The organism is Pontibacter arcticus, assembly GCF_003284895.1.
In the GTDB taxonomy this organism is placed as follows: domain Bacteria; phylum Bacteroidota; class Bacteroidia; order Cytophagales; family Hymenobacteraceae; genus Pontibacter; species Pontibacter arcticus.
Genome location: NZ_QMDV01000004.1, coordinates 195,803 through 222,116 on the forward strand (window position 1 = coordinate 195,803; position 26,314 = coordinate 222,116).

At 46.4% G+C, this 26,314-nt stretch carries 28 protein-coding genes; 16 read left to right on the top strand and 12 right to left on the bottom strand.

All coding sequences use genetic code 11. The annotated features are described in order from the left end of the window. Nucleotide 1: 1 nt before the first annotated feature. The 5 genes from DP923_RS13650 to DP923_RS13665 form a co-directional block, all read right to left on the bottom strand. Complete coding sequence (locus DP923_RS13650) at nucleotides 2-1,477, bottom strand: cellulose synthase family protein (protein WP_112306424.1); 1,476 nt, start codon at nucleotides 1,475-1,477, stop codon at nucleotides 2-4. Nucleotides 1,478-1,485: 8 nt separating this feature from the next. Beyond that, nucleotides 1,486-2,178 (bottom strand): glycosyltransferase family 2 protein, encoded by a 693-nt coding sequence (locus DP923_RS13655; protein ID WP_112306425.1) that lies wholly within the window; start codon nucleotides 2,176-2,178, stop codon nucleotides 1,486-1,488. 130 nt (nucleotides 2,179-2,308) lie between these two features. Further along, nucleotides 2,309-2,869: a hypothetical protein gene (locus DP923_RS13660; protein WP_112306426.1), complete on the bottom strand. Its 561-nt coding sequence runs from the start codon at nucleotides 2,867-2,869 to the stop codon at nucleotides 2,309-2,311. A gap of 19 nt (nucleotides 2,870-2,888) precedes the next feature. Continuing rightward, nucleotides 2,889-3,077, bottom strand: a complete 189-nt coding sequence (locus DP923_RS16585) for a hypothetical protein (RefSeq protein WP_125047737.1) — start codon at nucleotides 3,075-3,077, stop codon at nucleotides 2,889-2,891. A 359-nt stretch (nucleotides 3,078-3,436) separates the two neighbouring features. Beyond that, nucleotides 3,437-4,798, bottom strand: a complete 1,362-nt coding sequence (locus DP923_RS13665; protein WP_112306710.1) for a neutral/alkaline non-lysosomal ceramidase N-terminal domain-containing protein — start codon at nucleotides 4,796-4,798, stop codon at nucleotides 3,437-3,439. A 204-nt stretch (nucleotides 4,799-5,002) separates the two neighbouring features. Between DP923_RS13665 and DP923_RS13670 the strand changes: the two genes are divergently transcribed. The 10 genes from DP923_RS13670 to DP923_RS13715 all read left to right on the top strand — a co-directional run bounded on the left by DP923_RS13670 (nucleotide 5,003) and on the right by DP923_RS13715 (nucleotide 14,513). Further along, nucleotides 5,003-7,270, top strand: coding sequence for a Tex family protein (locus DP923_RS13670; RefSeq protein WP_112306427.1), 2,268 nt, complete (start codon nucleotides 5,003-5,005; stop codon nucleotides 7,268-7,270). Between the two features lie 187 nt (nucleotides 7,271-7,457). Further along, on the top strand, nucleotides 7,458-8,006 hold the full coding sequence (locus tag DP923_RS13675) for a porin family protein (RefSeq protein WP_112306428.1): 549 nt from the start codon (nucleotides 7,458-7,460) through the stop codon (nucleotides 8,004-8,006). A gap of 75 nt (nucleotides 8,007-8,081) precedes the next feature. Next, nucleotides 8,082-8,675, top strand: a complete 594-nt coding sequence (locus DP923_RS13680; RefSeq protein ID WP_239021039.1) for a hypothetical protein — start codon at nucleotides 8,082-8,084, stop codon at nucleotides 8,673-8,675. 172 nt (nucleotides 8,676-8,847) lie between these two features. Continuing rightward, a complete protein-coding gene (locus DP923_RS13685; RefSeq protein WP_112306429.1) occupies nucleotides 8,848-9,741 on the top strand; it encodes a M48 family metalloprotease in 894 nt (297 codons plus the stop codon). Nucleotides 9,742-9,880: 139 nt separating this feature from the next. After that, complete coding sequence (locus DP923_RS13690; protein ID WP_112306430.1) at nucleotides 9,881-10,462, top strand: hypothetical protein; 582 nt, start codon at nucleotides 9,881-9,883, stop codon at nucleotides 10,460-10,462. Between the two features lie 146 nt (nucleotides 10,463-10,608). Further along, nucleotides 10,609-10,803 (top strand): hypothetical protein, encoded by a 195-nt coding sequence (locus DP923_RS13695; RefSeq protein ID WP_112306431.1) that lies wholly within the window; start codon nucleotides 10,609-10,611, stop codon nucleotides 10,801-10,803. A 63-nt stretch (nucleotides 10,804-10,866) separates the two neighbouring features. Then, a complete protein-coding gene (locus DP923_RS13700) occupies nucleotides 10,867-11,766 on the top strand; it encodes a M28 family peptidase (RefSeq protein ID WP_112306432.1) in 900 nt (299 codons plus the stop codon). Between the two features lie 285 nt (nucleotides 11,767-12,051). Beyond that, nucleotides 12,052-12,819 carry an outer membrane beta-barrel protein gene (locus DP923_RS13705; protein ID WP_112306712.1) on the top strand — a complete coding sequence of 256 codons (768 nt, stop codon included), beginning with the start codon at nucleotides 12,052-12,054 and terminating at the stop codon, nucleotides 12,817-12,819. A gap of 97 nt (nucleotides 12,820-12,916) precedes the next feature. Continuing rightward, nucleotides 12,917-13,939 carry an SDR family NAD(P)-dependent oxidoreductase gene (locus DP923_RS13710; RefSeq protein WP_112306433.1) on the top strand — a complete coding sequence of 341 codons (1,023 nt, stop codon included), beginning with the start codon at nucleotides 12,917-12,919 and terminating at the stop codon, nucleotides 13,937-13,939. A 58-nt stretch (nucleotides 13,940-13,997) separates the two neighbouring features. Then, nucleotides 13,998-14,513, top strand: coding sequence for an NUDIX domain-containing protein (locus DP923_RS13715; RefSeq protein WP_112306434.1), 516 nt, complete (start codon nucleotides 13,998-14,000; stop codon nucleotides 14,511-14,513). Between the two features lie 61 nt (nucleotides 14,514-14,574). Here DP923_RS13715 and DP923_RS13720 read toward each other — a convergent pair whose 3' ends face one another. Together DP923_RS13720 and DP923_RS13725 are read right to left on the bottom strand one after the other, a co-directional pair. After that, entirely contained in the window at nucleotides 14,575-15,279 is a 705-nt protein-coding gene (locus DP923_RS13720; RefSeq protein WP_112306435.1) for a hypothetical protein, read from the bottom strand. Between the two features lie 17 nt (nucleotides 15,280-15,296). Next, nucleotides 15,297-17,192 carry a glycoside hydrolase family 3 protein gene (locus tag DP923_RS13725; RefSeq protein ID WP_112306436.1) on the bottom strand — a complete coding sequence of 632 codons (1,896 nt, stop codon included), beginning with the start codon at nucleotides 17,190-17,192 and terminating at the stop codon, nucleotides 15,297-15,299. 284 nt (nucleotides 17,193-17,476) lie between these two features. Here DP923_RS13725 and DP923_RS13730 point away from each other — a divergent pair, with 284 nt between their 5' ends. From DP923_RS13730 to DP923_RS13740, 3 genes are all read left to right on the top strand, one after another. Continuing rightward, nucleotides 17,477-18,280 (top strand): rhomboid family intramembrane serine protease, encoded by an 804-nt coding sequence (locus DP923_RS13730; protein WP_112306437.1) that lies wholly within the window; start codon nucleotides 17,477-17,479, stop codon nucleotides 18,278-18,280. Nucleotides 18,281-18,652: 372 nt separating this feature from the next. Beyond that, on the top strand, nucleotides 18,653-19,180 hold the full coding sequence (locus DP923_RS13735) for an RlpA-like double-psi beta-barrel domain-containing protein (protein ID WP_125047739.1): 528 nt from the start codon (nucleotides 18,653-18,655) through the stop codon (nucleotides 19,178-19,180). 87 nt (nucleotides 19,181-19,267) lie between these two features. Further along, on the top strand, nucleotides 19,268-20,116 hold the full coding sequence (locus tag DP923_RS13740) for a potassium channel family protein (protein WP_112306439.1): 849 nt from the start codon (nucleotides 19,268-19,270) through the stop codon (nucleotides 20,114-20,116). Nucleotides 20,117-20,123: 7 nt separating this feature from the next. Here the strand turns inward: DP923_RS13740 and DP923_RS13745 are convergent, their stop codons facing one another. Then, nucleotides 20,124-20,315 (bottom strand): hypothetical protein, encoded by a 192-nt coding sequence (locus tag DP923_RS13745; protein WP_112306440.1) that lies wholly within the window; start codon nucleotides 20,313-20,315, stop codon nucleotides 20,124-20,126. Nucleotides 20,316-20,559: 244 nt separating this feature from the next. On the opposite strand from DP923_RS13745, the gene DP923_RS13750 reads away from it, so the two are divergent. Further along, nucleotides 20,560-21,507, top strand: a complete 948-nt coding sequence (locus DP923_RS13750; protein WP_112306441.1) for a sterol desaturase family protein — start codon at nucleotides 20,560-20,562, stop codon at nucleotides 21,505-21,507. A 36-nt stretch (nucleotides 21,508-21,543) separates the two neighbouring features. Here DP923_RS13750 and DP923_RS13755 read toward each other — a convergent pair whose 3' ends face one another. Next, the gene (locus DP923_RS13755; RefSeq protein ID WP_112306442.1) at nucleotides 21,544-21,996 is read right to left on the bottom strand and encodes a hypothetical protein; all 453 of its coding nucleotides are present in this window, start codon (nucleotides 21,994-21,996) and stop codon (nucleotides 21,544-21,546) included. A gap of 113 nt (nucleotides 21,997-22,109) precedes the next feature. Further along, a complete protein-coding gene (locus DP923_RS13760; protein WP_112306443.1) occupies nucleotides 22,110-23,159 on the bottom strand; it encodes a nucleoid-associated protein in 1,050 nt (349 codons plus the stop codon). Between the two features lie 203 nt (nucleotides 23,160-23,362). Here DP923_RS13760 and DP923_RS13765 point away from each other — a divergent pair, with 203 nt between their 5' ends. Beyond that, nucleotides 23,363-24,052, top strand: coding sequence for a porin family protein (locus DP923_RS13765; RefSeq protein ID WP_112306444.1), 690 nt, complete (start codon nucleotides 23,363-23,365; stop codon nucleotides 24,050-24,052). Nucleotides 24,053-24,183: 131 nt separating this feature from the next. Here the strand turns inward: DP923_RS13765 and DP923_RS13770 are convergent, their stop codons facing one another. Then, a complete protein-coding gene (locus DP923_RS13770; protein WP_112306445.1) occupies nucleotides 24,184-24,822 on the bottom strand; it encodes a hypothetical protein in 639 nt (212 codons plus the stop codon). A gap of 261 nt (nucleotides 24,823-25,083) precedes the next feature. Between DP923_RS13770 and DP923_RS13775 the strand changes: the two genes are divergently transcribed. Next, a complete protein-coding gene (locus tag DP923_RS13775) occupies nucleotides 25,084-26,088 on the top strand; it encodes an alpha/beta fold hydrolase (protein ID WP_112306446.1) in 1,005 nt (334 codons plus the stop codon). Here the strand turns inward: DP923_RS13775 and DP923_RS13780 are convergent, their stop codons facing one another. Next, nucleotides 26,089-26,313, bottom strand: coding sequence for a hypothetical protein (locus DP923_RS13780; RefSeq protein WP_112306447.1), 225 nt, complete (start codon nucleotides 26,311-26,313; stop codon nucleotides 26,089-26,091). Nucleotide 26,314 lies beyond the last annotated feature (1 nt).

Sequence of the window (26,314 nt, forward strand, 5' to 3'; positions counted from 1 at the left end):
GTTAGCGCCTGCTATGCAAAACCGAATATAGAAAAACAGAACCAAACCCCAGCATCAGCAGCACATGGAATGGCAGCAAGCCAAAATCATGTAGCTCGAAAGCTGCCACAATGCCAAATAAAAAATATACCGCCAAAATTCCTTCCAGTATGGTTAACAGGTTTATACTTTTCAGGAAGTAAGCTTGTTTCCGCCAACTGTCTGCTGCCTGCACAATGTTATACTTGGGCGTCCGGATGAAAGGGGATTTTTTGCCGATATACCCTTCCAGTACCGCCAGGCTATTGTGCAGCGAAAGCCCCATCGACATACTCAGAAACAGCAGAAAAAGAGGAATAAATTGCCAGGTGGTTTTGCTTGCATCGTGGGTTTTCTGGTACAGGGCAGTCCAGTAAAAAAAGCTGAGCGAAAGCAAACTGATTAACAGCACCGCGCCTATTTTAAACAGAAACTGAAGGTCGGGTAGCTCCGCTTTTATGTACAGCAAAGGCACACTCAGCAAGGCCGTTACAAGCACGCAAATAAAAATGCCGCTGTTCAGCAAATGGAAAACTGCATGCGCTTTGGTACCGGCCGGTTTATCTGATTTCCATACTTGCCTGAGGTGTTTGCGGGCGGTTTCGGCGGCGCCTTTTGCCCATCGGAACTGTTGCGATTTTAAAGCGCCCATCGCTACGGGCAGTTCAGAAGGTGTTTCGACCTGTTCGAGGTATACAAACTGCCAGTTTTTTAATTGGGCGCGGTAGCTCAGATCCAGGTCTTCGGTTAAGGTATCGGCTTGCCAGCCACCGGCATCGGTTATACAGGTTTTGCGCCAAACGCCGGCCGTACCGTTAAAATTAATAAAATGCCCGGCGCTGTTGCGGCCGCTTTGCTCCACGGTAAAATGCGCATCCAACCCGAAAGCCTGCAACCTGGTAAGCAGCGAATAATTTTGGTTGAGATGGCCCCAGTGGGTTTGCACCACACCAATTTTAGTTGAAGTAAAAGCAGGAATGGTACGTTTCAGGAAATCGGGGCCAGGAACAAAATCAGCATCAAAAATAGCAATGAAATCGCCGGTAGCGCGTGCCAGCCCATATTGCAAAGCGCCTGCTTTAAAACCACTTCGCCGCTCGCGCCGGATGTGCTGAAAATCAATGCCGCTGCCTTCGTAAGTTTTTAGCCTGGTCTGTATCAGCTCGGTGGTATCGTCCGTAGAGTCGTCTAATATCTGAACCTGGAGCAGGTGGCGTGGGTAATCAAAAGCAGCTATAGCATCCAGCAGGCGTTCTACAACATAACGCTCGTTGTAAACCGGCAACTGCACCGTAACGGCGGGCCATACATCGGGTGCTGGGTATGCTTTTATACGTTGTGCGGAGCGTTTGCAGAGCCAGTAAAGTATGGTTAAGTGCAGCTGCACCAGGCTGTAGCCGAAAATAAAGGCCAGACAGATGCCATAAATAACCAGAACAAGACCGCTGAGTAAGTGCATAGGTGCTGTTACAGGTATTTAAAAATGGTAAGTATAATTTTATAGCCAGCCATCACCGAGCCTTTCACTGTACCTGATACTTTAGACAAACCGATCCGCTTCCGATAAGTTACAGGCACTTCGGTATAGGGCACCCTTTTTTTAGCTGCTTTCACTTGCATTTCCACTGTCCAGCCGTAGGTGCGGTCGCGCATGTTCAGGGCCAGCAGCGCGTCTGTTCTTATTGCCCGGAAAGGCCCGAGGTCGGTATAGGTTACGCCGTAAAACCATCGCATTAAGGTAGTAGCCAGCCAGTTTCCGAAGATCTGTTGTGGCATCATAGCGCCTGCCTCACGGTTACCAAGCGCCCTCGAACCTATCACCATATCGGCTTTCCCGGCAAGTATGGGAGCCAGCAGTAAGGGCATTTCTTCGGGATGATCAGAAAAATCGCCATCCAGAAAAACAATAATATCCGGACGCTCCTCTTCAGGTTTTGCAGTGGCATACGCAATTCCGCACAGGCAGGCATTCCCGTAACCGGGCGTGGGCTCGTGTAACACAGTGGCGCCGGCAGCGCTGGCCACCTTAGCCGTTTGGTCTGATGAATTGTTATTGACAACGATGATATCCGCTACCAAACCGGCAGGGATAGCAGCTACTACCTGAGCGATGGATTGTTCTTCGTTGTAAGCCGGGATGATGACGTTGATACAGGGCATGTAAGCAGTTATAACCGCCAATTTACAGAAAGGATTTTGAGTAGCCGTTCATACTTTAAAAGAAGCTGCTTAAAAAAAGCGTAGCCCCGTTTTGCAGAAGCTACGCTTTTATACTTTGTGAACCTGGTTTTTACTGGCGGTCCAGGAATTTATTGTCGTTAAACTCTATCCGGATAAAGCCTTCTGCCTTCGTGAAAAGTATACGCTTTACATCGGTCGGGTTAGTGGCGGCAGGCGTCAGCTCAAATACATTCTGATACACTTTGCCATTTACTTCAGCCTCTATGGTTGGCTTTGTTTCGTCCAGGTCGTATGTTTTGCGGTTTTCTACAGCCAGACCTATAGACAGGTCGTCCGGCCTTTTCAGGACGTAGGTAGCAAGTCCGGGGCTTTTACGTTTCACATCCTCGATGGTAACTGTTACCTGGGTATCCAGGTTTTTGTAGCATTCATCATCAATGGAAGTGTCTTTGCCGGGCACGTTTCCCCCTCTCACGCTTGTACGGATGTATTTGATCACATTGGCCTGCTCATCTACAAACCGGATAGTGTCTTTCGGGTCTTCATACACCAGCCATTCTGCATCGGCTTCAGTTACTTCGGTTACGGTCGGGCTGTCGCAATCTTCGCAGGAACTCAAAAAAAGGCTGCAAACTAACAAGCTTCCGAGGGTGAGGGATTTTACTTTCATGATGAAATTAAGTATGATTTTAAAGGTAATCTGATTTTAGCTTTTCTGAACAAGCGACTAATATACGATTAATAGACCCATTTAACAGGGCAAAGGGTTGCATGTGCTTTTCAGTTGAAACGAAAAATGGTAGCTGAAACGTATGGCTTTGCCGGTGTAGCTGCACATACTCATCATTTAAATCTTTTGTTTTATAGCTGTTTTTCATGTGCAGGCTGGGCCTAACTTATGCGCTTAACCACCCCGCCTGCGGCACCCCTCCTTGAAAAAAGGAGGGGAGTTAGCTCAACCAAAGCCACCTGCTCTTAATTGAAGTATACTTTATACTTTCTGTAAAGTATAAATCGGCTGATCAAATAAAAAACTTATCCCAGTTTTTCCATGAAGCGCCTTGTGAATTTCCGGTGCGCAGCAGCCGTAAGGCAGGAAATTAACACAGCGCTGAAGGGGAAAACGAGTCCCAGCGGACTTGGAGCGAAAAAGCCAACTATGCAACTAGTACTAGTCAAGTTAAAGAAGACATAAGCTACGCCAGCAAAAACAAAACACATCTTTCAACTTAAGTATTTAGTAAAGCAACTGCAAAAGCAGCTGTGTGATATACGTACCACTTTGCCTGCCATAAAAATTCATGTCCCGTGCCTCATACTTGCGGAGCTGGTAATGTTTTTCAGGGATGATATAACCAATGTAACTGCCATTGAAACCTGTAACCAGCACATTCTTCCCGTTTGATTTCGCTGCTGTTTCAAGTTCGGCCATAAATTCTCCAGAGTAATCGGCGGGCACGCCCAGCAGCACCGTATTGCCAATTTGCAGGTGGTTGAGGTGCGCTTTATACTTTCCGAAAACAGCGTAAAACAGACCCGGAGCCAACCGCTTGTTATCGCCGAGCCGCCAGTGTGGTTCCGGTAAGGCCAGTTCAATTTTGTGGGTACTCAGTTCTGAAGTATAGGCTGTTTTAAGTTGATTAGCTTCCCGAAGTATGATTTTGGCCAGTTGCGTTCCGGTCTCGGTTACACTCCTAAACGTGTCGCCATACTTGTAAACGGTGTTATGGCTGCCCACCGCGCCAGCCGCGAAAGCAGCAAAGTTCACGTTCTTTTCCAGTTCATCCACCAGCACGCCCGGGTAATCCCTGGAAAGTATAGGTTGCATGGACGGAAGTATGGTAGGGTGTGCCGAGAACGTGGTAAGTATAGCCGAAGCGCCGCCAGCCTGTTCGAACTTCATAAACCGGATGGTTGTATCGCGCTCGGTAACACTGCCTGTAAGCCGGTTTTGGATCAGCGCCGCTCCGTTTGCAGTTCCGTAGCCTACGCGCGCCGGTTGTTGCCTTACCTGCGCCAGTTTTATACTTTGGATGATGTGCTGCACCGTTTGCTTTACAACTGCTTTTTTATACTTGCCGGCCATTACTCTGCCGGCCGGTTTCTTGCCCCAACCGCCAAAACTGGTATGCGTGTGCGTAGCCGTTAAGTATACTTGGTCGGGTTTCAAATCCAGCTTTTCATACTCTGTCTCCAAACCAGCAGCTACGCTCATGGGCGCGATCAGCATGTCCAGGGTTATCAATACTGCTTTACTTTGGCCATTATCAAAAGCAAATGTCCGTACCCAAACCGAATCGTGTACCGTTTTATACTTCATCCCGAGCCGTTTGCCGTAGCCAGCCAGCGGTGTTCCGGCAGGCGGCGTAATGTTTACCTTCGCCCAGCCAACTTGCAGCGTATCGCCTGTAATTGAAATTGGTTTGCTGTTATTTATACTTTCAGATGTGTTTTTATAATAAGCTGCTTGCTGGAAAGGTGTTTCGTCCGGTTTCTGAATAACACAGGATGGAGCCACGCATGCTACTAAGACCAACATCAGCACGTTTCGTACTTTTTTCGGAAGTATACTGAGAACAAACGAGGCTGAAAGGCGCATTTTTGAAGATTGAGCTTGCATACGGGGGCCGGTTCCTAAAAGCAGCCTGTCTTTTTCTTTCGGGTTTGGTCAGGAAACCTTAAATTTGGTTTTGCTAACTTACTACAATCTTTTAAAACACGATAACAGGGGCGAAGGCAGCAGCGCGGAAAGTATACTTCTATTACCATCTACATTTGCCCCGGCCTAATCCACATCCAGCATATGGAACCGAATCTTGACCATTTATTAAAAATTGCCTCCGAGCTTACTATCACCATTAAGCAGGTAGAAGCCACCGCAGCCCTGCTGGCAGAAGGCGCGACCGTACCTTTTATTTCGCGTTACCGCAAAGAAGCCACCGGCTCTTTAGACGAAGTTCAGATCGCTGCCATCCGCGACAGACTGGAGCAGCTGCAGGAACTGGACAAGCGCCGCGAAAGTATACTGAAGTCGATCAAAGACCAGGAAAAACTTACGCCGGAACTGGAAGCCCGCATTATGGCCGCCGAAACCATGGCCGTACTCGAAGATATTTACCTGCCTTACAAACCTAAGCGCCGCACCAAAGCCACCATCGCCCGCGAAAAAGGACTGGAGCCATTAGCCCAACGTCTGTTTGAGCAGGAGAACATGGATGTAACCACCGAAGCCGCTGCTTTTATTTCAGAAGAAAAAGAAGTAAAAACAACCGAAGAAGCCCTGGCCGGTGCCCGCGACATCATGGCTGAATGGATAAACGAGAATGCCGATGCACGGGCAAGTATGCGCCAGCTGTTCGAGAAGAAAGGCGTGTTCAAGAGTCGCGTGATGATGGGCAAGGAAGAAGAAGGCCAGAAGTTCAGGGATTATTTTGAGTGGGAAGAGCCGATCGAAAAAGCACCTTCGCACCGTGTGCTGGCCATGCGCCGCGGCGAAACCGAAATGATTCTGATGCTGAACGCGCAACCCGAAGAAGTAGAAGCACTCGCCAAGCTCGAAGGGATGTTCGTGAAAGGCAACAACGCGGCTTCGGAGCAGGTACGCCTGGCTGCCCGCGATTGCTACAAACGCATGCTGAAGCTTAGTATGGAAACTGAAGTGCGCCTGAGCTCGAAGAAGCGTGCTGACGAAGAAGCTATTCGTGTTTTCGCTGATAACCTGCGCCAGTTGCTGCTTTCCTCGCCGCTTGGCCAGAAAACGATGATGGCCCTTGACCCGGGTTTCAGAACGGGTTGCAAACTGGTGGTGCTCGATAAACAAGGCAAACTGCTGCACAACGAAACCATTTACCCTCACACCGGTGCCGGCAAAGCGCAGGAAGCAGGCCAGAACATAAAGTACCTCGTTACCAAGTATGAAATTGAAGCCATCGCGATTGGCAACGGCACAGCCGGCCGTGAAACGGAAGCATTTGTAAATACGCTTAACCTGCCGAAAACAGTAGCGGTGGTGATGGTAAACGAAAGCGGCGCATCTATTTACTCGGCTTCGGAAGTGGCCCGTGAAGAATTTCCGGACCAGGATGTTACCGTTCGTGGCTCTGTTTCGATTGGCCGACGCCTGATGGACCCGCTCGCAGAACTGGTAAAGATCGACCCGAAAAGTATAGGTGTAGGCCAGTACCAGCACGACGTAGACCAGACTGCTTTAAAGCATACCCTGGATGATGTGGTAATGAGCTGCGTAAATGCCGTTGGAGTGGAAGTGAATACAGCCAGCAAGCAACTACTGACCTACGTTTCCGGTTTAGGGCCTGCGTTGGCGCAGAACATTGTGGATTACCGTAACCAGAACGGCCCGTTCAAGACGCGCACCGAACTGAAAAAAGTAGCCCGTTTAGGCGATAAGGCGTTCGAGCAGGCAGCAGGTTTCCTGCGCATCCGCTATGCTAAAAATCCACTCGATGCCTCTGCCGTTCACCCCGAAAGTTACCCGGTTGTAGAGCAAATGGCGAAAGATCTCGGCGTAACTGTGCGCGATTTGATGCAGAAAGAAGAACTCCGCAAGCAGATCAACCTGAAAAATTACGTAACCGATAAAGTGGGTTTGCCTACGCTGCAGGATATTTTAAGCGAGCTTGCCAAGCCAGGCCGCGACCCGCGCGAGACGTTTGAGGCATTTAGCTTTACCGAAGGCGTAAACGACATCAAAGACCTGCGCGAAGGCATGAAACTGCCGGGCATCATTACCAACATTACTGCCTTTGGTGCTTTTGTGGATGTAGGTGTGCACCAGGACGGCCTTGTGCACGTGAGCCATCTATCAGACCGCTTCGTAACCAACGCGCACGATGTAGTGAAAGTAGGGCAGAAGGTAGAAGTAACGGTGATGGAAGTGGATGTAAACCGCAAACGCATCTCCCTAAGTATGAAAGGCGAGCCGAATGCAGCCAAACCAGCTGCAAGACCAGCTACCGGAAATACAGCTAAAAAGGATAATGCTAAAAAAGAGGAAGAGCCGATGGATGATTTCCAGGCGAAACTGGCCAAGCTGAAAGGCATGTTCAAGTAAAATTCAAAGTATAATTTGAAAGCCCCGGTTGTATTCGCAGCCGGGGCTTTTTTTAATGCTGCCTAGCATTTTATACTTTAAAATGGAGCGATTATAAATAGATGCTTTATTTATATATTGTTTTTTATATATAGGTAATAGATGTAATTTTAACGGATATAGTTAAACAATTAAACCTTTTAATTACATGAAAACTTTTCTATTAGCCTTATTGGTAGCTGTTATGGCTGCAGGTACAACATTTGCTCAGGAGCAGGGGAAATTTAAGTTAGGCGCCGGCCTGGCTTATGGATCAGAAGCTGCTTTAGATGAAGATTTAGATTCTAAAGGAGGACTAGGCGTACACATTGGAGGCGAATATTTTTTTAATGAAAAGATCAGCTTTGCTCCCAGCTTTACTTATTTCTTTAAATCGAAGATTGATTTTTTTGGCGGCGAAATGTCGGGTAGAGTAAGTACATTGGATCTTGACGCGCGATATTATTTTGCGAAATCTGAAAAAGTATCATTTTACGGTATGACGGGCTTAACTGTAGGTTTTGCGAAATTAGAGGTATCCGGTGATGATAACTGGATGGATGCCGATGATGTATCTGATAACAAGGCTGGCGTAAACCTTGGCGCCGGAATGGTTCTACCGATCACCGAAAAAGTAGACTTCAATGCCCAGGTAAAGTATAACACACCGCTGGAGCAGATTGCGATTCAGGTTGGCATTGCCTTCCCAATTAACTAACTTAAAGTATAAATTATAGTAGATTCCTGAAGCCCCGGCTGTATTCGCAGCCGGGGCTTTTGCGTACTAGGGAAAATGAGAATTGAAAAAATGAGAGGAACGCTGCTGTTTTTAAGTATGATCCTGCTGTTTACCAACTGCAAAGAAGTGCAGGATATACAGGCTTTTACAGAAGCAAACTACCAGCTCGAAAGTATAACCGATGTAAAAATTAACGGCGTAGACCTGCAGCAGCGCCTGATGACCGGCCAAAACCTCACCAACCAGGAACGCGACAGCCTGCTCACTTCTTTAACCAGCAACAAACTGCAGGTAAGCGGTAACATGGCCCTGCACGTGCAATTACCCGACACAACATCAGACCGGAAATTAACAGTAACCAAACTGGAGTGGCTGTTATTGGTAAGCGGCAAAGAAGCATTAACCGGCACCGTAACAAAACAACTAGAACTCCGCGAAGGCCTGAATACCATTGCGTTAGTTACGCCTGTGCTGCTAACCGAGGTCAATGGCCAGCCAAATTACGAAGGATTATCCCGAATCATCAACCTGATCAATACGAAGGCTGATATAAGAGGCAACGTATCGCTACAAATAAAACCAACAATCAAAACACCGGTCGGTAACATTCCATCTCCGAACTTTATTACGGTTTCAGGTCAGAACTAAAACCTTTTTATACTTCCGGTTTGCAAGATCTAGGAGCAGCAACAAATAAAGTATAAGTAAATAGCCATCAGGGAGAAAGTATAAAAAGTCTGGCAAAAAAGTTGCTATAGCAAGTATACCGGTAGCAAGACCATTTTCGTTTTATTTCTGCTACGCTTTAATACTCAAACTTATGCGATACTTACATAAACTTCCGGTTATACTTGGCTTAGTTCTGCTGCCTTTGCTGGGCCAATCTGCGGCGCTTTCTCCAAAGCCTTCGCCGGCAACAGAGGTACAGGGCGCACGCGATATTGTGCAGGAAATTATCCAGGTGGTGGGCCTGAAAGCACGCTTTGAACTGCGTGCCGCCGATATCGAAAATGCAGCCGCTGTGATTTATAATGGCAACCGTTACATTTTATACAACGAGGATTTCCTGGCTGCCATTAACAACGCCGTGCACACAGACTGGGGCGGCGTTAGTATACTGGCCCACGAAATAGGCCACCACTTAAACGGCCATACGTTAACCCGAAGCGGAAGCAACCCAGCCGACGAACTAGAGGCTGATGAGTTCTCCGGGTTTGTGCTGCGCAAGATGGGAGCCAGTCTGGCCGAAGCCCAGGCTGCGATCAACCTGCTGTCGGAGGAGCGCACTTCGCGCACGCACCCGGGCCGCAGTTACCGGATGGCCGCTATCAGCAAAGGCTGGAAAGATGCAGATTCCCAGTTAATGGCTAGCTCCCAGAAACCACGCCCGGACCAGCGCGCTATCGCATCGCGGCCACAACCTGCGCAGCAACAACGGCAGCAGCCTCAGGTACAGCGCGCAGTATTAACTTCGCAGGATGTTATCACACGGGTATACTTTACTTCAGCGCCAAACGAGCAGTTTTACCTAACTAAAAAGCTGCAACTGGTACAAGTTACCAATCAGGGCGTAAAAGTGCTGGGCAAATTATCCAGAACCAATAACCCGGATTACCCATATTACTTCGAAAGCGAGTACATGCAGCCGCTCTTTATTTCGGAAAAAGGAACAGTAGTAAACAAGCGCGGGCAACGTGTAGGTTATTTTACTTAAGCCTTATTTTATACTTTGCTATACAGGCGGCCATACTATAAACGTATGGCCGTCGTATTTTTAGCAACCAATTAATATCTTTACTCCGTAATTTTATACTTCCGATAAGCCTGTAAGCGGCCTGAATAACCGATTAAACATGAACCTGAATAAACTGACTAATTTTTTTCTGCTGATCGTATTGGCTGCAAGTATACTTTCCTGCAAAACCAAAAACGACCTCGATGCTTTCAAAGAAGCAAAGTATGACCTGGCAGGCATTAGCCAGATTGATGTGAACGGCATTAATATGCTCGAAAAGAAAGGACCGCAAAGCTTTTCGTTCAGCGAAGCGGCCACCTTATTCAGTGCTTTCTCCGAGAACAAGTTTGATGCGATCACGACACTTGGCTTAAACGTAGAGCTGGATGAGGCCAATCAGGACCGCACCGTAACGGTCACCCAGCTTAAATGGCAGTTGCTTATCAACGACGAAAAGGAAATCAGTGGAATGGTGAGTGAGCCGGTACAGCTGCGCCATGGCCTGAATACCTTAACCGTCCGGACGCCGATTGTTTTTAACGAAGAGAAAGGCAAACCAAACCTGAATAACCTGGTGAGGCTGGCCTCGCTGTTGCAGCAGGACGGTGCCCAAAAACCGAATATCAAATTACAGATAAAGCCTACTTTGCAAACCAGTGTAGGTGCGCTCGAATTTCCGGGGTTTATAAGTATAAAATAGTATAATTTCTAGGTAGTACATTATTCTGTAAATGAATTTCGGGCAGCTGGCCAATATTATAACTTTTCGTGAACAAAAGCCGTAGCACGCCTTGTTAAGGCTATATAAGTAGAAAATTATTCATTCAACTGCTAGCCAAACAGATCATGGAGAATCAGGAAATTAATGCAAAAGAAGCACAGGTTACTACCAAAACATTGAATAATAGCTGGATACCAAGAAGTTACGCTATTGCTGAATCGGCGCAAGCGCAACCAGCTTCTATTACCGATGATGATAACACACCGCAGGAAACCAGCAAGAAAAGATCGAAATCCTGGATTCCGTGGCCGGTGTTCTAGTTAAATATAAGGCATATTAATAGAGGGCTGTTTTCTTCTTCGTACTTTTATAATCTGAAAGTTATGAGAATGAAAATAGCCCTCCTTTTTTTTGCCCTCCTGCCATTTGTAAGTGTAGCGCAAAGCAACGTCCTCAATAAAACCCAACTGCTGCAGGATGTAAAAGTGCTGTCAGCGGACTCGCTGGGAGGGAGGCTAAGTGGCAGTTCCGGAAACAAGCGGGCGCAGCAATACATCGAGAAGCGTTTTCAGCAGCTCGGTTTACAACCTTACAATAAAAGCTACAAACAGTTTTTTACACTGGTAAACCGTGAGTTGGGTTCTTTACAGGCCACAAATCTGATAGGCTATATTCCGGGCAAATCCGGGAAAGCCATTGTAATTACGGCGCATTACGACCATGTAGGCCAGCGTGGCAACGAGATCTACAACGGAGCTGATGACAATGCCTCCGGCGTAGGTGGGCTGTTAGCCGCGATCGCATATTTTTCGAAAAACAAACCAGATCATACCTTGATATTTGCCGCCCTGGATGCGGAAGAGCAGGGGCTGAAAGGAGCAGAAGCTTTCCTGAAAAATCCTCCGGTACCAGTAAAGGATATCCTCCTGAATGTGAACATGGATATGTTAGGCCTTAATACCAAAGGTGAACTATATGCCAGCGGTGCCTATCATTATCCGCAGTTAAAACCGCTGCTCGAAAAAGTGAAGCCAAGAGCCAAAGCCAGACTCCTGCTTGGCCACGACAGGCCAGAACAGCTCCATGATGACTGGACCAACCAATCCGACCATTACCACTTTCATAAACACAACATTCCGTTTGCCTATTTCGGGGTAGAGTCTCATGCGCATTATCACAAGCCAACCGACGAGTACGAAGCCCTGACACCAGACTTTTATGCCGATGCTGCCGCATTAGTAATCGACTTTATCCGGATTGCAGACAAACATTTCAGTAAGTAAATAATCAGACTGCCAAGTATAATCCAGTCTGATTCCTTACGCATACAAAGTATAAATGCTTGATATATCATTTTAAAAAGTATTTGTAGCGATATTCAAGTATATATTATCCATTTTTTATATTTGACGTAGGAGATATAAGTAATCCGGAAGTATAAACCGGCGCAGTATTTTTAAACAGACCGTAAGTTGTTTGTTATAGATTTTGAAGGAAAGCTATACTTTACCGGGCATTCTCAATTTAAAAGCTGCCTTATTTTTATTCACGTTAACCCTGAAAATGCGATGGGAAAGAAGTTATACGCACAGATAACTTTCATACTTTTATTTAGCTTACTGCCATACTTTGTACAGGCCCAGCCTAACTTTTTACCGAAAGGCCGCGAAAGCTTAACGCCGGAGCGCGGATTGGTTTTTATTGCCGGAGCAGGCATAGCTGCAGTTAAAAGCGATATTTGCCGGGGTTGGGGATGCAACAATTTTGGACCAAACTTCAGTGTAGGAGCCCTGTATAAGCTCTCTCCTAAATTCGGAATAAGCGGAAATGTGAACTATGCCCGCCTAGGTGCACAGGAAAGTGAAAAGTGGCGCAAGCTCAATGTTTCGTTTCAGACAGAAGTAATTGAAGTATCCGGAACGGTGGTGCTGAACCTGCTCGATAGTTACAGTGGCACCGGTTACCGCTCGTCGCGCAAACGCTTTATTGTGCCCTATGTAAAAGCTGGTGCTGGCCTGATCTATTATACTGCTATCTCTTACCCGGGACAGGGCAAACTGGATGAAGCGCCTGTAAAAGATGACCCTGAGCGCGATTACCCGGCTGTAGCTGCCGTAATTCCGTTTGGCGGTGGCCTTCGTTTCCGGATAAACGACCAGATAAGTATAGCCCCGGAGCTGATGTACCAGATCTCAACCACCGATTTTCTCGATAACATCAGTGCACGCTTCGGTAACCCGAATACCAACGATCATTATGGTACCGCCTCAGTCAAAATCATGTACACACCGGTTGTTAAAAGTGAAGTGTTTACTAGGCGGCCTCGCACAAAATAACCTCTCCCGGTTTTTATACTAACTACAGCTAAGTACCTCCGTAAAGCAGAAAGGCAACCCTACATACTGCCACACGAAACATACTGCTTTAACAACTATGAAAACAACGAATGATAACAAGCTTTTGTGGCTTGCTGCCGGGGCCGGTGCTTTATTTGCTGCCAAAGCTATTTCCAAAAAACTGAATGCCTACGATTTTAAGGGCAAAGTAGTCCTGATAACAGGAGGTGCCCGTGGCCTTGGCCTTGTCATGGCCCGCCAACTAGCCAAAGAAGGAGCCAGGCTGGTATTGTGCTCGCGCACCGAACGCCAATTGGAAGACGCCCGCCTGGAACTGGCCGGAAAAGGCGCTGATGTGCTGGTAATAAAATGCGACCTGACTGAGCAGCAACAGGTGAACGACATGATCACGACGGTTCAGAATGAATTTGGGCCGATTGATGTGTTGATCAACAATGCCGGCATGATACACGCTGGCCCGGCCGCAGAAATGACGATGCAGGAGTTTGATGAGGCCATAAAAATCCATTACTGGGCGCCTATCTTTACCACCTATGCTTTGCTGCCCTCCATGAAAGCGCGCGGCGAAGGCCGTATTCTGAACATTGCCTCTATCGGCGGAAAAATAAGCGTACCACACTTGTTGCCTTACAGCGCAAGTAAATTTGCGTTGGTTGGCTTTTCGGAAGGGCTGCGCGCCGAACTTAAAAAGTATAACATCACCGTAACTACAGCTACACCAGGCCTGATCCAATCGGGTAGTACGGGCCATGCCATCGTAAAAGGGCAACACAAAATAGAATATACTTTATTTAAACTGATGGATTCGAGTCCGCTAACATCGATGAGTGCGGAGAAAACAGCGAAGCAGATTTTAAATGCTTTCCGGCATGGCGATGCACAGGTTACCACTACTTTCCCGGCGAAGATGGCTGAACGGTTGCACGCCCATTCCCCGCAACTGATGGCGGATATTTTTGGGTTTGTAAACCAGTTATTACCCGGCGAAGGCGGTATTGGCAAGAACAGGGCTACAGGTTTTGAGAGCGAAACAAGCCTTTCCAAATCGTGGCTGGCCAACAATGCAAACAAAGCAACTGTCAAAAATAACGAGCTTTAAGTTTAATCTTTTATACTTTCGCGCCAGCCATACTTTAAACGCATGGCCTACAAAACCTATGGAAATCAAAAAAAGAGAAAAAGCTTACAACGGCTATTTCAAAATATATAAACTTACAGTAGAGCACCAAGGGCAGGAATTTACCCGGGAGCAGTTTGAGCGTGGCCATGCCGTAGCGGCGCTTGTTTACGATACCGTACAGCAGGTGTACATCCTGACAAAGCAGTTCAGGGTTGGTTCGGAATCTGAGTTGATTGAAGTTGTAGCCGGTATGATTGATGAAGGAGAAACGCCCGAAGCAAGTATAAAACGCGAGATAGAAGAGGAGATTGGCTACCACGTAGATAAACTGGAGTACCTGCATACGTTCTATTCCTCGCCGGGCGGCACTACCGAAAAAGTAACGTTATACTATGCGGAAGTATCAGCGCAACACGCAGCAGGCGGCGGTAATGCCCACGAAAACGAACACATCGAACTGGTAAAATTAACTGCCCAGGAATTCGATGAACTGGAAACGCCCGATGCAAAAACCATCATCGCACAGCAATGGGTAAAGCTCCAGCGAAAATAACTTTAAAGTATAAAGGCCGGCTCTGAACCGGCCTTTATACTTTAAAGTTAAGATTTATACTTTATTGCTGCTCACGTAGAATGCTTCGTGTATCGGCTGCACCTTCCAGGGCAAGGTATTCGGTTTGCAGCGCTCTTATTTTCAGGTTATCCGCTGAGTTTAACTGGCCTTCAATCTGGCCTCGTCTTACGTTTAGCTGGCTGTACACATAATCCACATAATCCCAATCGTTCTGAGTCCAGTTGCGGCGCTTGGCTCTAACAACACCCATAAAAGTTAAGTAGGCTTCGCGCGCATTGGCAGGCGTTATCTTCTGCATATCACTGAACTCGCCTAACAGTTGCTGCTGCCATTTTTTAACCTGCTTTACATCCAGGGGCTGTTGCTGGCGCTCTTCCTGGCGTTTTTCCCACTGTTTGTAACGTGCCTGCAGCTGGCGGTATTCTTCTTTTGATTTAACTGATAAACTGTCGAAGTTCTTTTCCAGTTCGGCATTCCGGAGGCGTAGTTTTTCTTTTACTTCCGGCCAGTCGCGGCGTATGGCCGTGTCGCCTTTCGCTGATTTTTCGTTTAACCAGCCCCTGAATTCTTCCAGTTTCTCGTCGGCTGTCTCGCCGGTTTCCATTACCACAGCTGTGTCTTCTGTTGTGGTTTCGGTCGCTATTTCATCGTTGCCCTCTACCTGCCGGTTGCCTTCGCAGCTGGCAAGGCCAAAAGTTAAACAGGCAGCTAAGCCCAGGTACAGGGGTGTTTTTATTTTTTGCATGAGGTGTTTCTGTGTTTCTAAGGTATACGTACGGATGCAGCCGAAACAGGATGCTTGGTGCTGGTAAGTGAAATGTGCAGGGGCTTATTTTTGATGATGCCATCGCCGTAAACAAAATGTTTGTTAACAGTTACCGGAAGCTGCCCCCGCGCAGGTAAATAACCGAAAAGCAGTTTTGCCGCCGATTGCTGCACAATAACCTGCGGCTGGTAAGCCACCACCAGGGCCCTGCTTTTTTCGATGCCCGGAAACTGGTTTAACGTATAAGCATTATCAAACAAAACGATGGCTGCTTTATTTGATTTCGCTAACTGCACCACGAGGTCTTTTACAGGTTTGCCGTACCCCAGGCTTGTACTTGGCCGCATATCAGGCCCATACAAAGCTACCAGCACTACATCATAACCTGCCAGCTGCTTCGCTAACTTTCTGGCGTATTTTATACTTGCTTTTCTCCGGATAGTGAAGTTTTTGGTAGTAGTTAACTGGCTGGTATACTTCTGAAAGGCTGTCGGCCTAACCGCCCCGACTGATAAAGTGGCAATACGAGCTTTACGACGAGTGCGCAACGGCAACATCCTTTTTTGGTTCCGGAGCACAGTAAGCGAAGCTTCTGCCAGGTGCTTGTTTGTTTCGTGCGCTACCGACGGGTTCAGGTCGGTGTGTAAATTTGGTAGCGGGATGGGTTTGTACGTATGCAGCCCCAGCCATTGTTTGGCAGCCAGTATGCGTTTGCAGCGCCTGTCTATTTCCTGCTGGCTGATCTCCCCGTTTGCAATAGCGAGTTTTACCGCCTGGATGGCTTTAGGCACACTGTTTAATCGTTCCAGTACATCGTTGCCGGCAATTAGGGCGCGCGCTTCGGCCTCGCCGGGTTTAAAATATTTGGTCACGCCTTTCATCACCATCGCATCCGTAAAAATCAGCCCGTTATACTTTAGTTCATCGCGCAGCAGATCTGTTACAATTGGTTTTGATAGGGTGGAAGGCAGGTTTTTGGTTGAGTCGAGTTGAGGCAGATGCATGTGCCCCACCATCATACCGCCCAAACCATATTTGATCAGTTCACGGAAAGGATAAAGTTCCAGCGAATCGAGGCGCTGGCGGTTGAACGGAATAACCGGCAGATCATAGTGCGAATCGATGTTGGTATCGCCGTGACCCGGGAAGTGCTTGGCTACCGCGATAATGCCGTTTTCCTGCATTCCCTGCATGTAAGCCAGGCTTTTTGCGGTTACATCCTGCCGGTCTTCGCCGAAAGCGCGGTAACTTATGATCGGGTTATTGGGGTTATTATTGATATCGGCAACCGGCGCAAAGTTAATGTGCATCCCCAGGCGTTTAAATTCTTCGGCCACCTCGGCACCCATCGCATAAATGAGCCCGTTATCCTGAATGGCGCCCAGCATCTGCTGAAAAGGATATTGCATCGTGCTATCCAGTCGCATGCCTACGCCGGTTTCGGCATCCATCGCGATCATCAGAGGTACTTTAGAAGCAGCCTGGAAACGGTTGGTAAGTTTTGCCTGGCGCACCGGCCCCCCTTGGAAAAAAATGATACCGCCTACTTTATACTTTTGAATCAGGTTGAGCACATCGGCTTCATACTTTTTTCCTTTGTTCGAGAATGCCTCGATGATAATAAGTTGTGCAATACGTTCTTCAGGCGTCAGGGTCTTAAAAACAGAATCGACCCAGGTGCTGGGCGGTAAAGCCAATGCTTCCAGTAAATTATCGGGCCTTTTGTAAGGCACAGCTGGGGTGGCCATAGCTTTTGCATGAACCGCCTTGTATGTTTTTTGCCCGCGCGCATCCGAGCTATCGCAGCCAGCCAGCAATGTGCAGAGCAGTAGCAGCATCGACCAGATTAAAACATACTTGGTCAGGGAAGGGCGAATGTGGTGGAAGAGCATAACTATCTTTTAACGCTGTTTATTCTTACTTCTTGCGTTGCTGCTGGTTAAAGCGTACATAACAATTACCGGACTGCACCAATACGTGAATTAAAAGTGTAAAGGTATTTTTATAAAGTATAGCCTTAACTGAACAAAGTGTGTTTAGGTTTGTAGATGCCTGAACTCAGGTTAACGTTACTCGCCAGTACCAGCGCTTTATCCGTTATCAAAGTATAAAGTTAAATTAGAGGACGCACAAATGGCCAGAAAGTATAACTTGGTAAAAGATTAAGCTCAGAACCATGTACCTCTCACCTTTAAAAGATTCTGCTGTAGCAGCAGGAACCGATAAAACTGATTTTAGTTACAGTTTTTTGCCGGGCGTGCTTTTTATGGCCATGCTCTGGCTGATTCATGTGTTAACCTACCTCACGGATGCCAGCATTGCCTGGTTAGGTGTGTTGCCGCGTAATTTTTTTGGCCTGATCGGGATTGTTGCCAGCCCGCTTATCCACGCAGATCTGTTGCACTTGCTGTCCAATTCTTTTCCGTTGGTGTTGTTAGCCGGTTTTATTTTTTACCTGCACCGTTCGGTGGCATTACGTGTGTTGGGCACTATTTATCTGGGCAGCGGTTTGCTTACGTGGTTACTGGGGCGATCATCCTACCACATTGGCGCGAGCGGTTTGGTTTACGGCATGGCCGGCTACCTGCTTTTTAATGGCTTTCTGAAACAGAACAGGGGGGCTATGGCGGTTTCGCTGGCAGTGCTTTTTTTATATGGCGGGCTTTTTTACGGTTTATTTCCGGCTGAAGAACGCATATCCTGGGAAGGGCATGTGGGCGGCCTTATAGCGGGTTTTGTAGCTGCGCTGCTTTTTGGTGAGAAAACCGAAGCCATAAAAAAGAAGGAGGCCATTGTATTACAGACCGATGTGGTGCAAAAGCATCTCAGCCATACCTTGGGGAGCCATCATCAGTATTTTCATATCGCTTATACCGTACAAAAACCTAAGCCTGCTGCTATCGTCAGCCACACGTATAAGTTAGGGCCGGCAACCAACACTTTTCCGTTGTCTACCGGGCCGCAGGTTGCTCAACGTTAAAATCTATCCATACTTAGTCCGGCTGTTTTATACAGCTCCGTACTTGTTTCAGATCAATATATAAACTTCAGAAGTAAGATCAGGTTTGACTTTAGCCTAAGTATATAACTCAACCAAAAGCAGCCTAAAGTATAAACTTACCCGGCAAGTACAAGCTGCTACGAGGTGTGGGATGCCATCCTATTTTTGCTGCATCTCAATATTTAAATATTATAATAAAAATTATACCAAATTAGACAAAACCTTGCGTTTGAATTTAGTGGGTAAAACTGAGTTTAAAATGCTTTCTGAGGCTTTTGTAAAACCCTATCAGTTTCCAGCCGTTTAAGCGTCATTATTACAAAAATCGATGTTTCACGAAATGGATTAAGCATGATAAGGTTAAAAATACTCGTGGTTGCCTTTTTTTCTATGGGATTGGTTGCCAAAGAATTTTCCGAATTGAAGGCTGATACTTCTGTTCCGAAAACAAAAGATTACTACATAGGATGGGTGCCCGATTCGAGCAATTTTATCAGCCCTTTACCTGCCCCTGAAAAAGAAGAAAAAGCAGAAGATATACCACCCAAACTCAACGTTTCTGCTTCCGTTTATTTCCCTGAGCCAAATCAAACCGATTCTACTCCCTTTATAACTGCGGATGGCTCCCGCATCAGTAAGAAAAACCCCGGAAAACACCGCTGGATTGCCGTATCAAGAAACCTGCACAGCCGCTGGGGAGGCGAAATTAATTATGGCGACTCGCTCTGGGTAAGCGGCATCTCCAACGACCTCGACGGACTTTATGTTGTGCGGGATGTAATGAACCGCCGCATCCGTAACCGCATCGATATTTTAGTTGGCAAACAAGATGATGTAATGGGCTACTGGAAAAACGTAAGTATAGCCAAAGTGGATTAAGGCCGCCTAACGTTCCTGGAGCCACAACCGTACCTGTGCTATTAAGCCGGTCAGCCCCAAAAGCCGGCGCCACGCACGGAAATATACATGAAGCAAAAAGATACAGAAGCAGCACAACCGGAAAAACAACTTGAGCAGGAGCGCTACGAACTCCTGAACCGCCTGCAGGATGCATTGGAAATACCGATGGTGGTGCTTGGGTTTATCTGGCTGGTATTGCTGGTAGTAGAACTTATAAAAGGGTTAAGCCCGTTGCTGCAGCTGTTCAGCAATATTATTTGGGTACTATTTATAATTGATTTCCTGATCAAGTTTATACTTGCACCCCATAAGATTAAGTTCTTAAAAAAGAACATCCTCACTACTATTTCGCTGGCAGTGCCTGCCCTCAGGCTTTTCAGGGTGGCACGTGCATTCCGGTTACTGGCTACAGTGCGTGCAGCAAGAGGCTTGCGGCTTGTAAAAGTAGTTAGTTCTATTAACAGAAGTATGCGCAGCCTGGGCCAGACCATGAAACGGCGGGCCTTCGGTTACATGCTTGCACTTACGCTAATTGTAATTCTGGCTGGTTCGGCTGGCATCTATGCCTTCGAAAACAAACATGGTTTAGATAGCTTTGGCGAATCCGTATGGTGGACGGTTATGCTGCTGACTTCTATCGGGAGCGATTATTTTCCGGTAACGGCCGAGGGGCGGGTATTGTGCCTGTTATTAGCGATGTATGGCTTTGCTGTGTTCGGATACTTTACCGCCACGTTGGCTACTTTTTTTATAGATACCGATGCCAATGATAAAGAGTCGGCGGTGGCAGGGGCAGAGCAGATACGAGAGCTGCAACAAGAGCTCCACCAACTCCGCTCTGAGTTGCAGTTAGTATTACAGCACCTTCAGGAAAAAGAAAATGACAAGCCCAGTCCTAGTCCTCCGCAACTATAGGCTTGTTTTATGCGCTGTAATCTTTCAGTATCTCGTGCGCTTCCTTATCGTCTTTTGCTTCCACAATTTCGTTTATCACAAACTGAATTTCCTGCTCGGTCCAGTTCTCATTTTCGGCAGCCTTTACAAACAGATCGAGCGCCGTGAAACGGGAGCCTTTACCTGGTAATGTTGTTTTTATTTTCTTGCGGATGTTCATGTTCAGCTTTTTTGCAAATATAAGAAATGGCGGTTTATAATGCTTTACAGGTTAAGCGCTGGCACACTAAATAAAGTGTTTAAACATTGATTAATCTTGCTTCAGAAATTATTTAACGGAAGCATAAACAGCATCAAGGCAACAGGTTAAAACTCATTTTCGACTCCTGAAAGTATAAATTTCTAACTCTTTAGGTAGAGAACCGTTTTAAAAGGTATACACAGTACACAGTTTATACTTTTTAATGGGAAAGGAAATTTACACATTTGACCAACTCAAGCAGCTCGACGACCTGACGATTATGCACTATGCAGTGCCGATCATTGTACTTTCGTTGCTGGTAGAGTGGGGCATCAGTTTTTTCGGTAAGCGGGCTTATTACAACCGGAAAGATTTTATGGCGGCTGTTGTGATCGGCGGCGTTAACGCAGTGCTTGGGGCTATACTTAAAGTATGGCTGTTTGCAATTGCGATGGTAGTATATAACATGGTGCCCTGGGCCATGCCACGGAGCTGGGTTGGGTTTATCGTCTGTTTTATTGCCGTAGACCTATGCAGGTACTGGGCGCACCGGGTATCGCATGAGCAGCGTTTCTGGTGGGCTACCCACGTTACGCACCACTCCTCAGAGAAAATGAACTTTGGTGTTTCTTTCCGGACCGGCTGGACAAACCATATAAAGTTCGTTTTCTTTATACCTGTGCCTTTGCTTGGTATCGATCCGTTCACATTTTTTATCTGCCACCAGGTAGCGGTGCTATACCAGTTTTTTGTACACACCGAAGTTATCAAAAAACTGCCGGCCCCAATCGAATATATTTTTGTAACGCCCTCACATCATCGTGCGCACCACGGGTCTAACCCCGAATACATCGATAAAAATTACGGCTCTACTTTTATTATCTGGGACAGGATGTTTGGCACGTTTGTGTCTGAAGAAGAAAAGCCGGTTTACGGGCTAACCACACCGGTTACGTCTTACAATCCGGTATACCTGGTTTTCCATGAGTGGGTCGCCATCTGGCAGGATATCAAAGGTGCTAAATCCCTGAAAGAGGTGTTTAAGATCTTATACTATCCGCCGGGGGCCATTATAACAGAACAGCAACAACAGGCTGCCTTAACTGCTAAAGAAGAAAGCCGAAGTGGCAGCCCTACACCTAGCTTAACAGAACCTGTAGCAACTGCCTGAAAACAAAAAAGCCTGGTGTGAGCCAGGCTTTTTTTATTAGTTATTTTCTTCGTTCATGGGGCTTTGCTGCCGTGCTGCCGGGTTAGAGCGTACTTCGCGCGGTACACCCATTTTTTCTTCGCGGCGCTCCTGGTATTGCTGGAACTGGGCGGGCGATAAAATATCTTTTACCTGCGAAAGCCTGGTCTGGCTGATGATATCCATTTGCTGTACCGTTTTGCGCGGATCGTTCTTATGCTTCACCTTCGCTTTTTCGGCCTGTTTCATACTTTCCAAGTTAATCACGTAGAGCTTTTTGGTTTGCTCGGCGTTCAGGCGCAAATTACGCGACATACCGTTGGTTATTTCTTCGGCGCGCTGCTCCACTGTTTTTGCAGCCGGGGCGGCCTTGGTTGGCGTTGTTGTAGTTGATTGCTGTGCTGCAATACTCTGCGCGTAAGCGCTACTGGCAAAAATAGTTAATAGCAGGACAAAAGCTGTCTTCTTCATATGGGTTGTTTAATCTCTAAAGCTGGTCTGGGGTGTAGCGCAATTATTGTTCCGTAGTTTTAGTGCGCAGTTACAAACACAGGTTTTGCAAGTATAGTTTCTGATCAAAAACGTTACGACTCGTTGTAAAAGTATACTTTGTAAAAGTGCATGTTCCGTTCCTTATCAAAGCCGCGCTCTACAAACTGCTCGCTTTGCTCCGGGTTATAGCCACTAAATTTGATTTCGATCTGCGTATCCAGTTTTATGAAATTCCGGAATTTACGCTTCATGTTGCGCACCGTATTCTTATTTATCTCGAAATCATCGATCACATCAAAACCACGTTCTTCGGCAAAGCTTTGGCTATAGTTCTTAAAGCGCTCTTTTGCTTCCGGTTCATCTATCACGCTGCTGGTAAACTCTTCCAGGTCAAAAGTATCGCTTTTAGAAAAGTAATCGACCGAACGGCTGATGAATTCTACCTGCGCTTTTTTGCTTTCCGTTTTGGCAAACACCTCTTCAGAAAAATCCTTGCAAAGGTTTAAAACAGCTTTGGTGTTAAAGTTTGTATCGCGCAGCTCGGTTACATTCAGAAAATCTTCCTTCCAGAAAACGGCATCGGTACTGTTGGCATCAACCATCTTCACCCTGAAACCATCCTCGGCTTCGGTGTTAAAAATGAGGCAGCCTTTGTCTACGCTTTTCAGGTTTACGCCCGCGTGGTAGTTTATTTCCAGGTCATCGGCCTTATCCTGAAAGGTAAGAAACGTGTCTTTGTTCTCTGATTTAAAAATACCGATCGCGTCCACGGTTTCGTCGCCCATCACGCAACCCGAAAAGTAGACTACATACAGCTCGCCGCTTTTCACTTTCGGGTGGTCTGATTGCTCGTACAAGTGGTTAAGAATATGCACCGAGTAAGTATGAAATTTCTCCGGCTCGTTAAAAAGCAGCGCTGCATAAGCAAACAACTCGTTCAGGGCGAGGTCGGAAGTATGCGTAAACCTGAAAAACTCTTCCTGTTTAAACGGCGTCATGAAGTAAGTAAGCAGCAGATCGGATAACTGTTCATCGCGCAGGTCCACCAGATCCTTCGAGGCAATCACGCCTTCTTCCTTCGCTTTATTGCCAACGCGGTGCACGGCAAGTTTCTTCAGCCTGACCTCTGTTCTATCGTTCATGGTACAAGTATAATAAGGAGCCGCAAAGGTAACAGATAAAGCTGCTTTCTAAGAATGTTAATTTTTAACTAATTGATAATCTGAAGTATAAATTAAAAGTATAAATTCGTTTCTACGCCTTTTATTTTGTGGCACGGTTTTTACAAGTTGGCAATACAAGCAGCGCAGCTTTAAAGACAGCATAAAATTAAAAGGAAGAAGAGATGAAAAAGATATTTTTACTTATAGCAGTTGTGCTGGCTTTTGCAGCAGAAAAAGCAACTGCACAACAGCAGCAACCGATCCGTTTTGGTATAAAAGCAGGCCTTAACTTATCTCAGTGGGAAGGCGAAACAGTAAACAGCGCCCAGAGCCTGATCGATTTTACGAACGGCAGCGTTTCCAGAAAAATGCGCGAAGGGTTCCATGTGGGAGGTTATGTAACTATTCCGGTGATGCCTGGTTTTGAGATTGAACCGGGTTTATCTTACTCTCAGAAAGGCACAAAGCTGATTGGCTCTATCCCGAACGAAAGCGGAGGCGTTTTAAACATATTGAACCCACGTGCTACCATCACAAACAAAGCCGAGTACATTGATTTGCCAATAATGGCGAAAGTATACATCGGCGAAGGATTCCATGTTTTTGGTGGGCCACAGGTGTCGTACCTGGTTTCAAATAAAATAAAGGCAGAGGCTGGTGCACTTGGTTTTAATGTACTGAACCGCGAGTTTGATGCTACAGAGCAGTTTAACGAGTTTGATCTTGGCCTGGCCGGTGGTTTAGGTTACCGCTTTGCAAATGGCTTTAACATGAGCGCCAGCTACGATTACGGTTTACAGCCAATCGATAAGAACGGAAGTTTCGAAACGTTTAACAGAACAATAAAGGCTTCGGTTGGTTATACTTTCTGAAAGAAAGAAAATATTAAAAGTACATATGTTTTAAGGTGATTGCTAAGGCCGCTACTAGAAGTAGCGGCCTTTTTTATGCAAGCAAGTATAGAAGTAACAGCTATAATTTTATACTTTGGAGAGCCTCAGAACTAAGATTTCTTATAAGGGAATTTTTTAGAGGAGTTTTTCATCAGCGTATTGGTAAGCGACTGTCGGTTGCTGCCAATGCTGCCAGAAGCCATGTAATCATACTTCCAGAGCAGGTCGCCTTTTTCGCTTTCATGTATGGTAATGGTTGTCATAACGGTATTGGTTGGGCCCCAGGCACCTACCAGTAAACCAACTGCAATGGCAGCGCCATCCGACATTGGTTTCGTCATGGATGCTTTTCCGGATACCACGGCATCCACGCCCAGCAAAGCACATAATTCGTCTTTCGATTTCAGGCGAAGCTCGTCATAACTAAGGCCGGCATCGTTTAGCGTAGCATTGGTTTTGGTTACATCCTGAAACGTAACGGTATACTTATATTTGCTCATTTGCTTCAGAAAATAACCGTATACATCGCTTTGGATGCCATAGCCATAATCACGCTGCTGGTCTAGGATCATGTCGGCGGTTACGCCCTTTGGTAGTTTCCTGGATTCGATGGTAACGTCAAATGGAAGTATGGCCACCACTTTGTGTTTCTCCTTCACAGTTGCAAAGCTGGCCGACTGGTAAATCTCAGGTCCGCAACTGCTGAAAGTAGCCATACAGGCCAGTAATACAATAACTAGTTTTTTCATGGGCTTGGTAATTTATAGGTAAGTGTTAGGTTTAGCGCACGATAATCCGGCAGGTAACGAAGCGTTCTAAAAGTATAAATGCTAGCTTTTTGCCGAGGTAAAGTATAAATATAAAATACAATATATAGGATTTATTTTTAATCTGAAAGAAGTTACCCTTAAGTATTTTAATTCTGTTGCATATTCTTTCTTATCGTCTTGCTTCCAACTCAACCTGCTTTAAAAGAGTATGATACTACATACCAAAGCAATTAAGCATCTATGAGAAATATTTTCAAAAGCATCCTGTTCTTTAGTTTGATCTTATACTTGCTACCGCTTCGGGCGCAGCTGTTACAGGTGCAGGATGCAACTTTATCCGGATACAAATACCCGTTTGCCGTTAAATATTTTGAAGTAAGTATGGAAGGCAGCCCTTATAAAATGGCGTATATGGATGTGGCTGCGTCAGGTAAAAATGCCAACCCTGAGACAATTGTATTGCTGCACGGCAAAAACTTTAGCGGAGCGTATTGGAAGCAAACTATCAGTTACCTTTCAGAGCAGGGATACCGGGTAATCGTGCCCGACCAGATCGGGTTTGGCAAATCCGATAAACCCGAAGTATACTATACATTCCATCAACTGGCCCATAACACAAACGCCTTATTGCTGCATCTCGGTATTAAAAAAACGACCGTTGTAGGGCACTCGATGGGAGGGATGCTAGCCACGCGTTTTGCCTTGCTGTATCCGGAGCAAACGCACAAACTTATACTGGAGAACCCGATCGGGCTGGAAGATTACCGCACGTTTGTGCCCTATAAAACAATAGAAGAACTGTACCAGGAGGAGTTGAAACGCACAGAAGCCTCTATCCGCAACTACCACAAAACCTACTATACCGCCTGGAAGCCAGCTTACGACGAGTGGGTGCAATTACCTGCCTCGCAAATAGCCAGTAAAGATTATCCGGTGGTGGCCAAGGCAGCGGCGCTAACCTATGCTATGATATTTCAGCAGCCTGTTGTGTATGAATTCAGCCAGCTGAAGGTGCCCGTGATGCTGGTAATAGGGCAAACAGACAGGACAATTGTAGGCAAAGGCTATATTAAAGATAAACAGAAAGTGGAGCAGCACGGGCAATATCCCTTGTTAGGGCAGCAAACTGCAGGCGCTATCCCGAATGCCAAGTTAATAGAGTTAAGCCAGATCGGCCATATACCACATATCGAAGCACCGGCACAGTTTCATAAAGCCTTAACCGATTTCCTGAAACAGAACTAGTTAATGGTGGTGATGGTGGTCATCTTCGGGCTTGCTCCGGAAATTCACGATCGTGCCTAACGTAAAAAAGACTGCCCAACAGAGGTATAACGCATTAAAGTTCTCGATTTCTTTACCGACTAAGGCAAGTATGATATTTGCTAAAAGCGTCATAACTAAACCTGTTGCAGCTACAAACTGGTAGGAATTCATCTGGCGAGGGTCGTAGATCTTGGATAGCTTCATG

Coding starts and splice junctions, on each gene's coding strand:
- DP923_RS13760 (WP_112306443.1), bottom strand. CDS start 23,159: ATGAACGATAGAACAGAGGTCAGGCTGAAGAAACTTGCCGTGCACCGC.
- DP923_RS13765 (WP_112306444.1), top strand. CDS start 23,363: ATGAAAAAGATATTTTTACTTATAGCAGTTGTGCTGGCTTTTGCAGCA.
- DP923_RS13665 (WP_112306710.1), bottom strand. CDS start 4,798: ATGCGCCTTTCAGCCTCGTTTGTTCTCAGTATACTTCCGAAAAAAGTA.
- DP923_RS13690 (WP_112306430.1), top strand. CDS start 9,881: ATGAACCTGAATAAACTGACTAATTTTTTTCTGCTGATCGTATTGGCT.
- DP923_RS13710 (WP_112306433.1), top strand. CDS start 12,917: ATGAAAACAACGAATGATAACAAGCTTTTGTGGCTTGCTGCCGGGGCC.
- DP923_RS13685 (WP_112306429.1), top strand. CDS start 8,848: ATGCGATACTTACATAAACTTCCGGTTATACTTGGCTTAGTTCTGCTG.
- DP923_RS13715 (WP_112306434.1), top strand. CDS start 13,998: ATGGAAATCAAAAAAAGAGAAAAAGCTTACAACGGCTATTTCAAAATA.
- DP923_RS13680 (WP_239021039.1), top strand. CDS start 8,082: ATGAGAATTGAAAAAATGAGAGGAACGCTGCTGTTTTTAAGTATGATC.
- DP923_RS13755 (WP_112306442.1), bottom strand. CDS start 21,996: ATGAAGAAGACAGCTTTTGTCCTGCTATTAACTATTTTTGCCAGTAGC.
- DP923_RS13675 (WP_112306428.1), top strand. CDS start 7,458: ATGAAAACTTTTCTATTAGCCTTATTGGTAGCTGTTATGGCTGCAGGT.
- DP923_RS13730 (WP_112306437.1), top strand. CDS start 17,477: ATGTACCTCTCACCTTTAAAAGATTCTGCTGTAGCAGCAGGAACCGAT.
- DP923_RS13770 (WP_112306445.1), bottom strand. CDS start 24,822: ATGAAAAAACTAGTTATTGTATTACTGGCCTGTATGGCTACTTTCAGC.
- DP923_RS13750 (WP_112306441.1), top strand. CDS start 20,560: ATGGGAAAGGAAATTTACACATTTGACCAACTCAAGCAGCTCGACGAC.
- DP923_RS13775 (WP_112306446.1), top strand. CDS start 25,084: ATGAGAAATATTTTCAAAAGCATCCTGTTCTTTAGTTTGATCTTATAC.
- DP923_RS13700 (WP_112306432.1), top strand. CDS start 10,867: ATGAGAATGAAAATAGCCCTCCTTTTTTTTGCCCTCCTGCCATTTGTA.
- DP923_RS13695 (WP_112306431.1), top strand. CDS start 10,609: ATGGAGAATCAGGAAATTAATGCAAAAGAAGCACAGGTTACTACCAAA.
- DP923_RS13655 (WP_112306425.1), bottom strand. CDS start 2,178: ATGCCCTGTATCAACGTCATCATCCCGGCTTACAACGAAGAACAATCC.
- DP923_RS13740 (WP_112306439.1), top strand. CDS start 19,268: ATGAAGCAAAAAGATACAGAAGCAGCACAACCGGAAAAACAACTTGAG.
- DP923_RS13745 (WP_112306440.1), bottom strand. CDS start 20,315: ATGAACATCCGCAAGAAAATAAAAACAACATTACCAGGTAAAGGCTCC.
- DP923_RS13725 (WP_112306436.1), bottom strand. CDS start 17,192: ATGCTCTTCCACCACATTCGCCCTTCCCTGACCAAGTATGTTTTAATC.
- DP923_RS13660 (WP_112306426.1), bottom strand. CDS start 2,869: ATGAAAGTAAAATCCCTCACCCTCGGAAGCTTGTTAGTTTGCAGCCTT.
- DP923_RS16585 (WP_125047737.1), bottom strand. CDS start 3,077: ATGAAAAACAGCTATAAAACAAAAGATTTAAATGATGAGTATGTGCAG.
- DP923_RS13705 (WP_112306712.1), top strand. CDS start 12,052: ATGGGAAAGAAGTTATACGCACAGATAACTTTCATACTTTTATTTAGC.
- DP923_RS13650 (WP_112306424.1), bottom strand. CDS start 1,477: ATGCACTTACTCAGCGGTCTTGTTCTGGTTATTTATGGCATCTGTCTG.
- DP923_RS13720 (WP_112306435.1), bottom strand. CDS start 15,279: ATGCAAAAAATAAAAACACCCCTGTACCTGGGCTTAGCTGCCTGTTTA.
- DP923_RS13780 (WP_112306447.1), bottom strand. CDS start 26,313: ATGAAGCTATCCAAGATCTACGACCCTCGCCAGATGAATTCCTACCAG.
- DP923_RS13670 (WP_112306427.1), top strand. CDS start 5,003: ATGGAACCGAATCTTGACCATTTATTAAAAATTGCCTCCGAGCTTACT.
- DP923_RS13735 (WP_125047739.1), top strand. CDS start 18,653: ATGATAAGGTTAAAAATACTCGTGGTTGCCTTTTTTTCTATGGGATTG.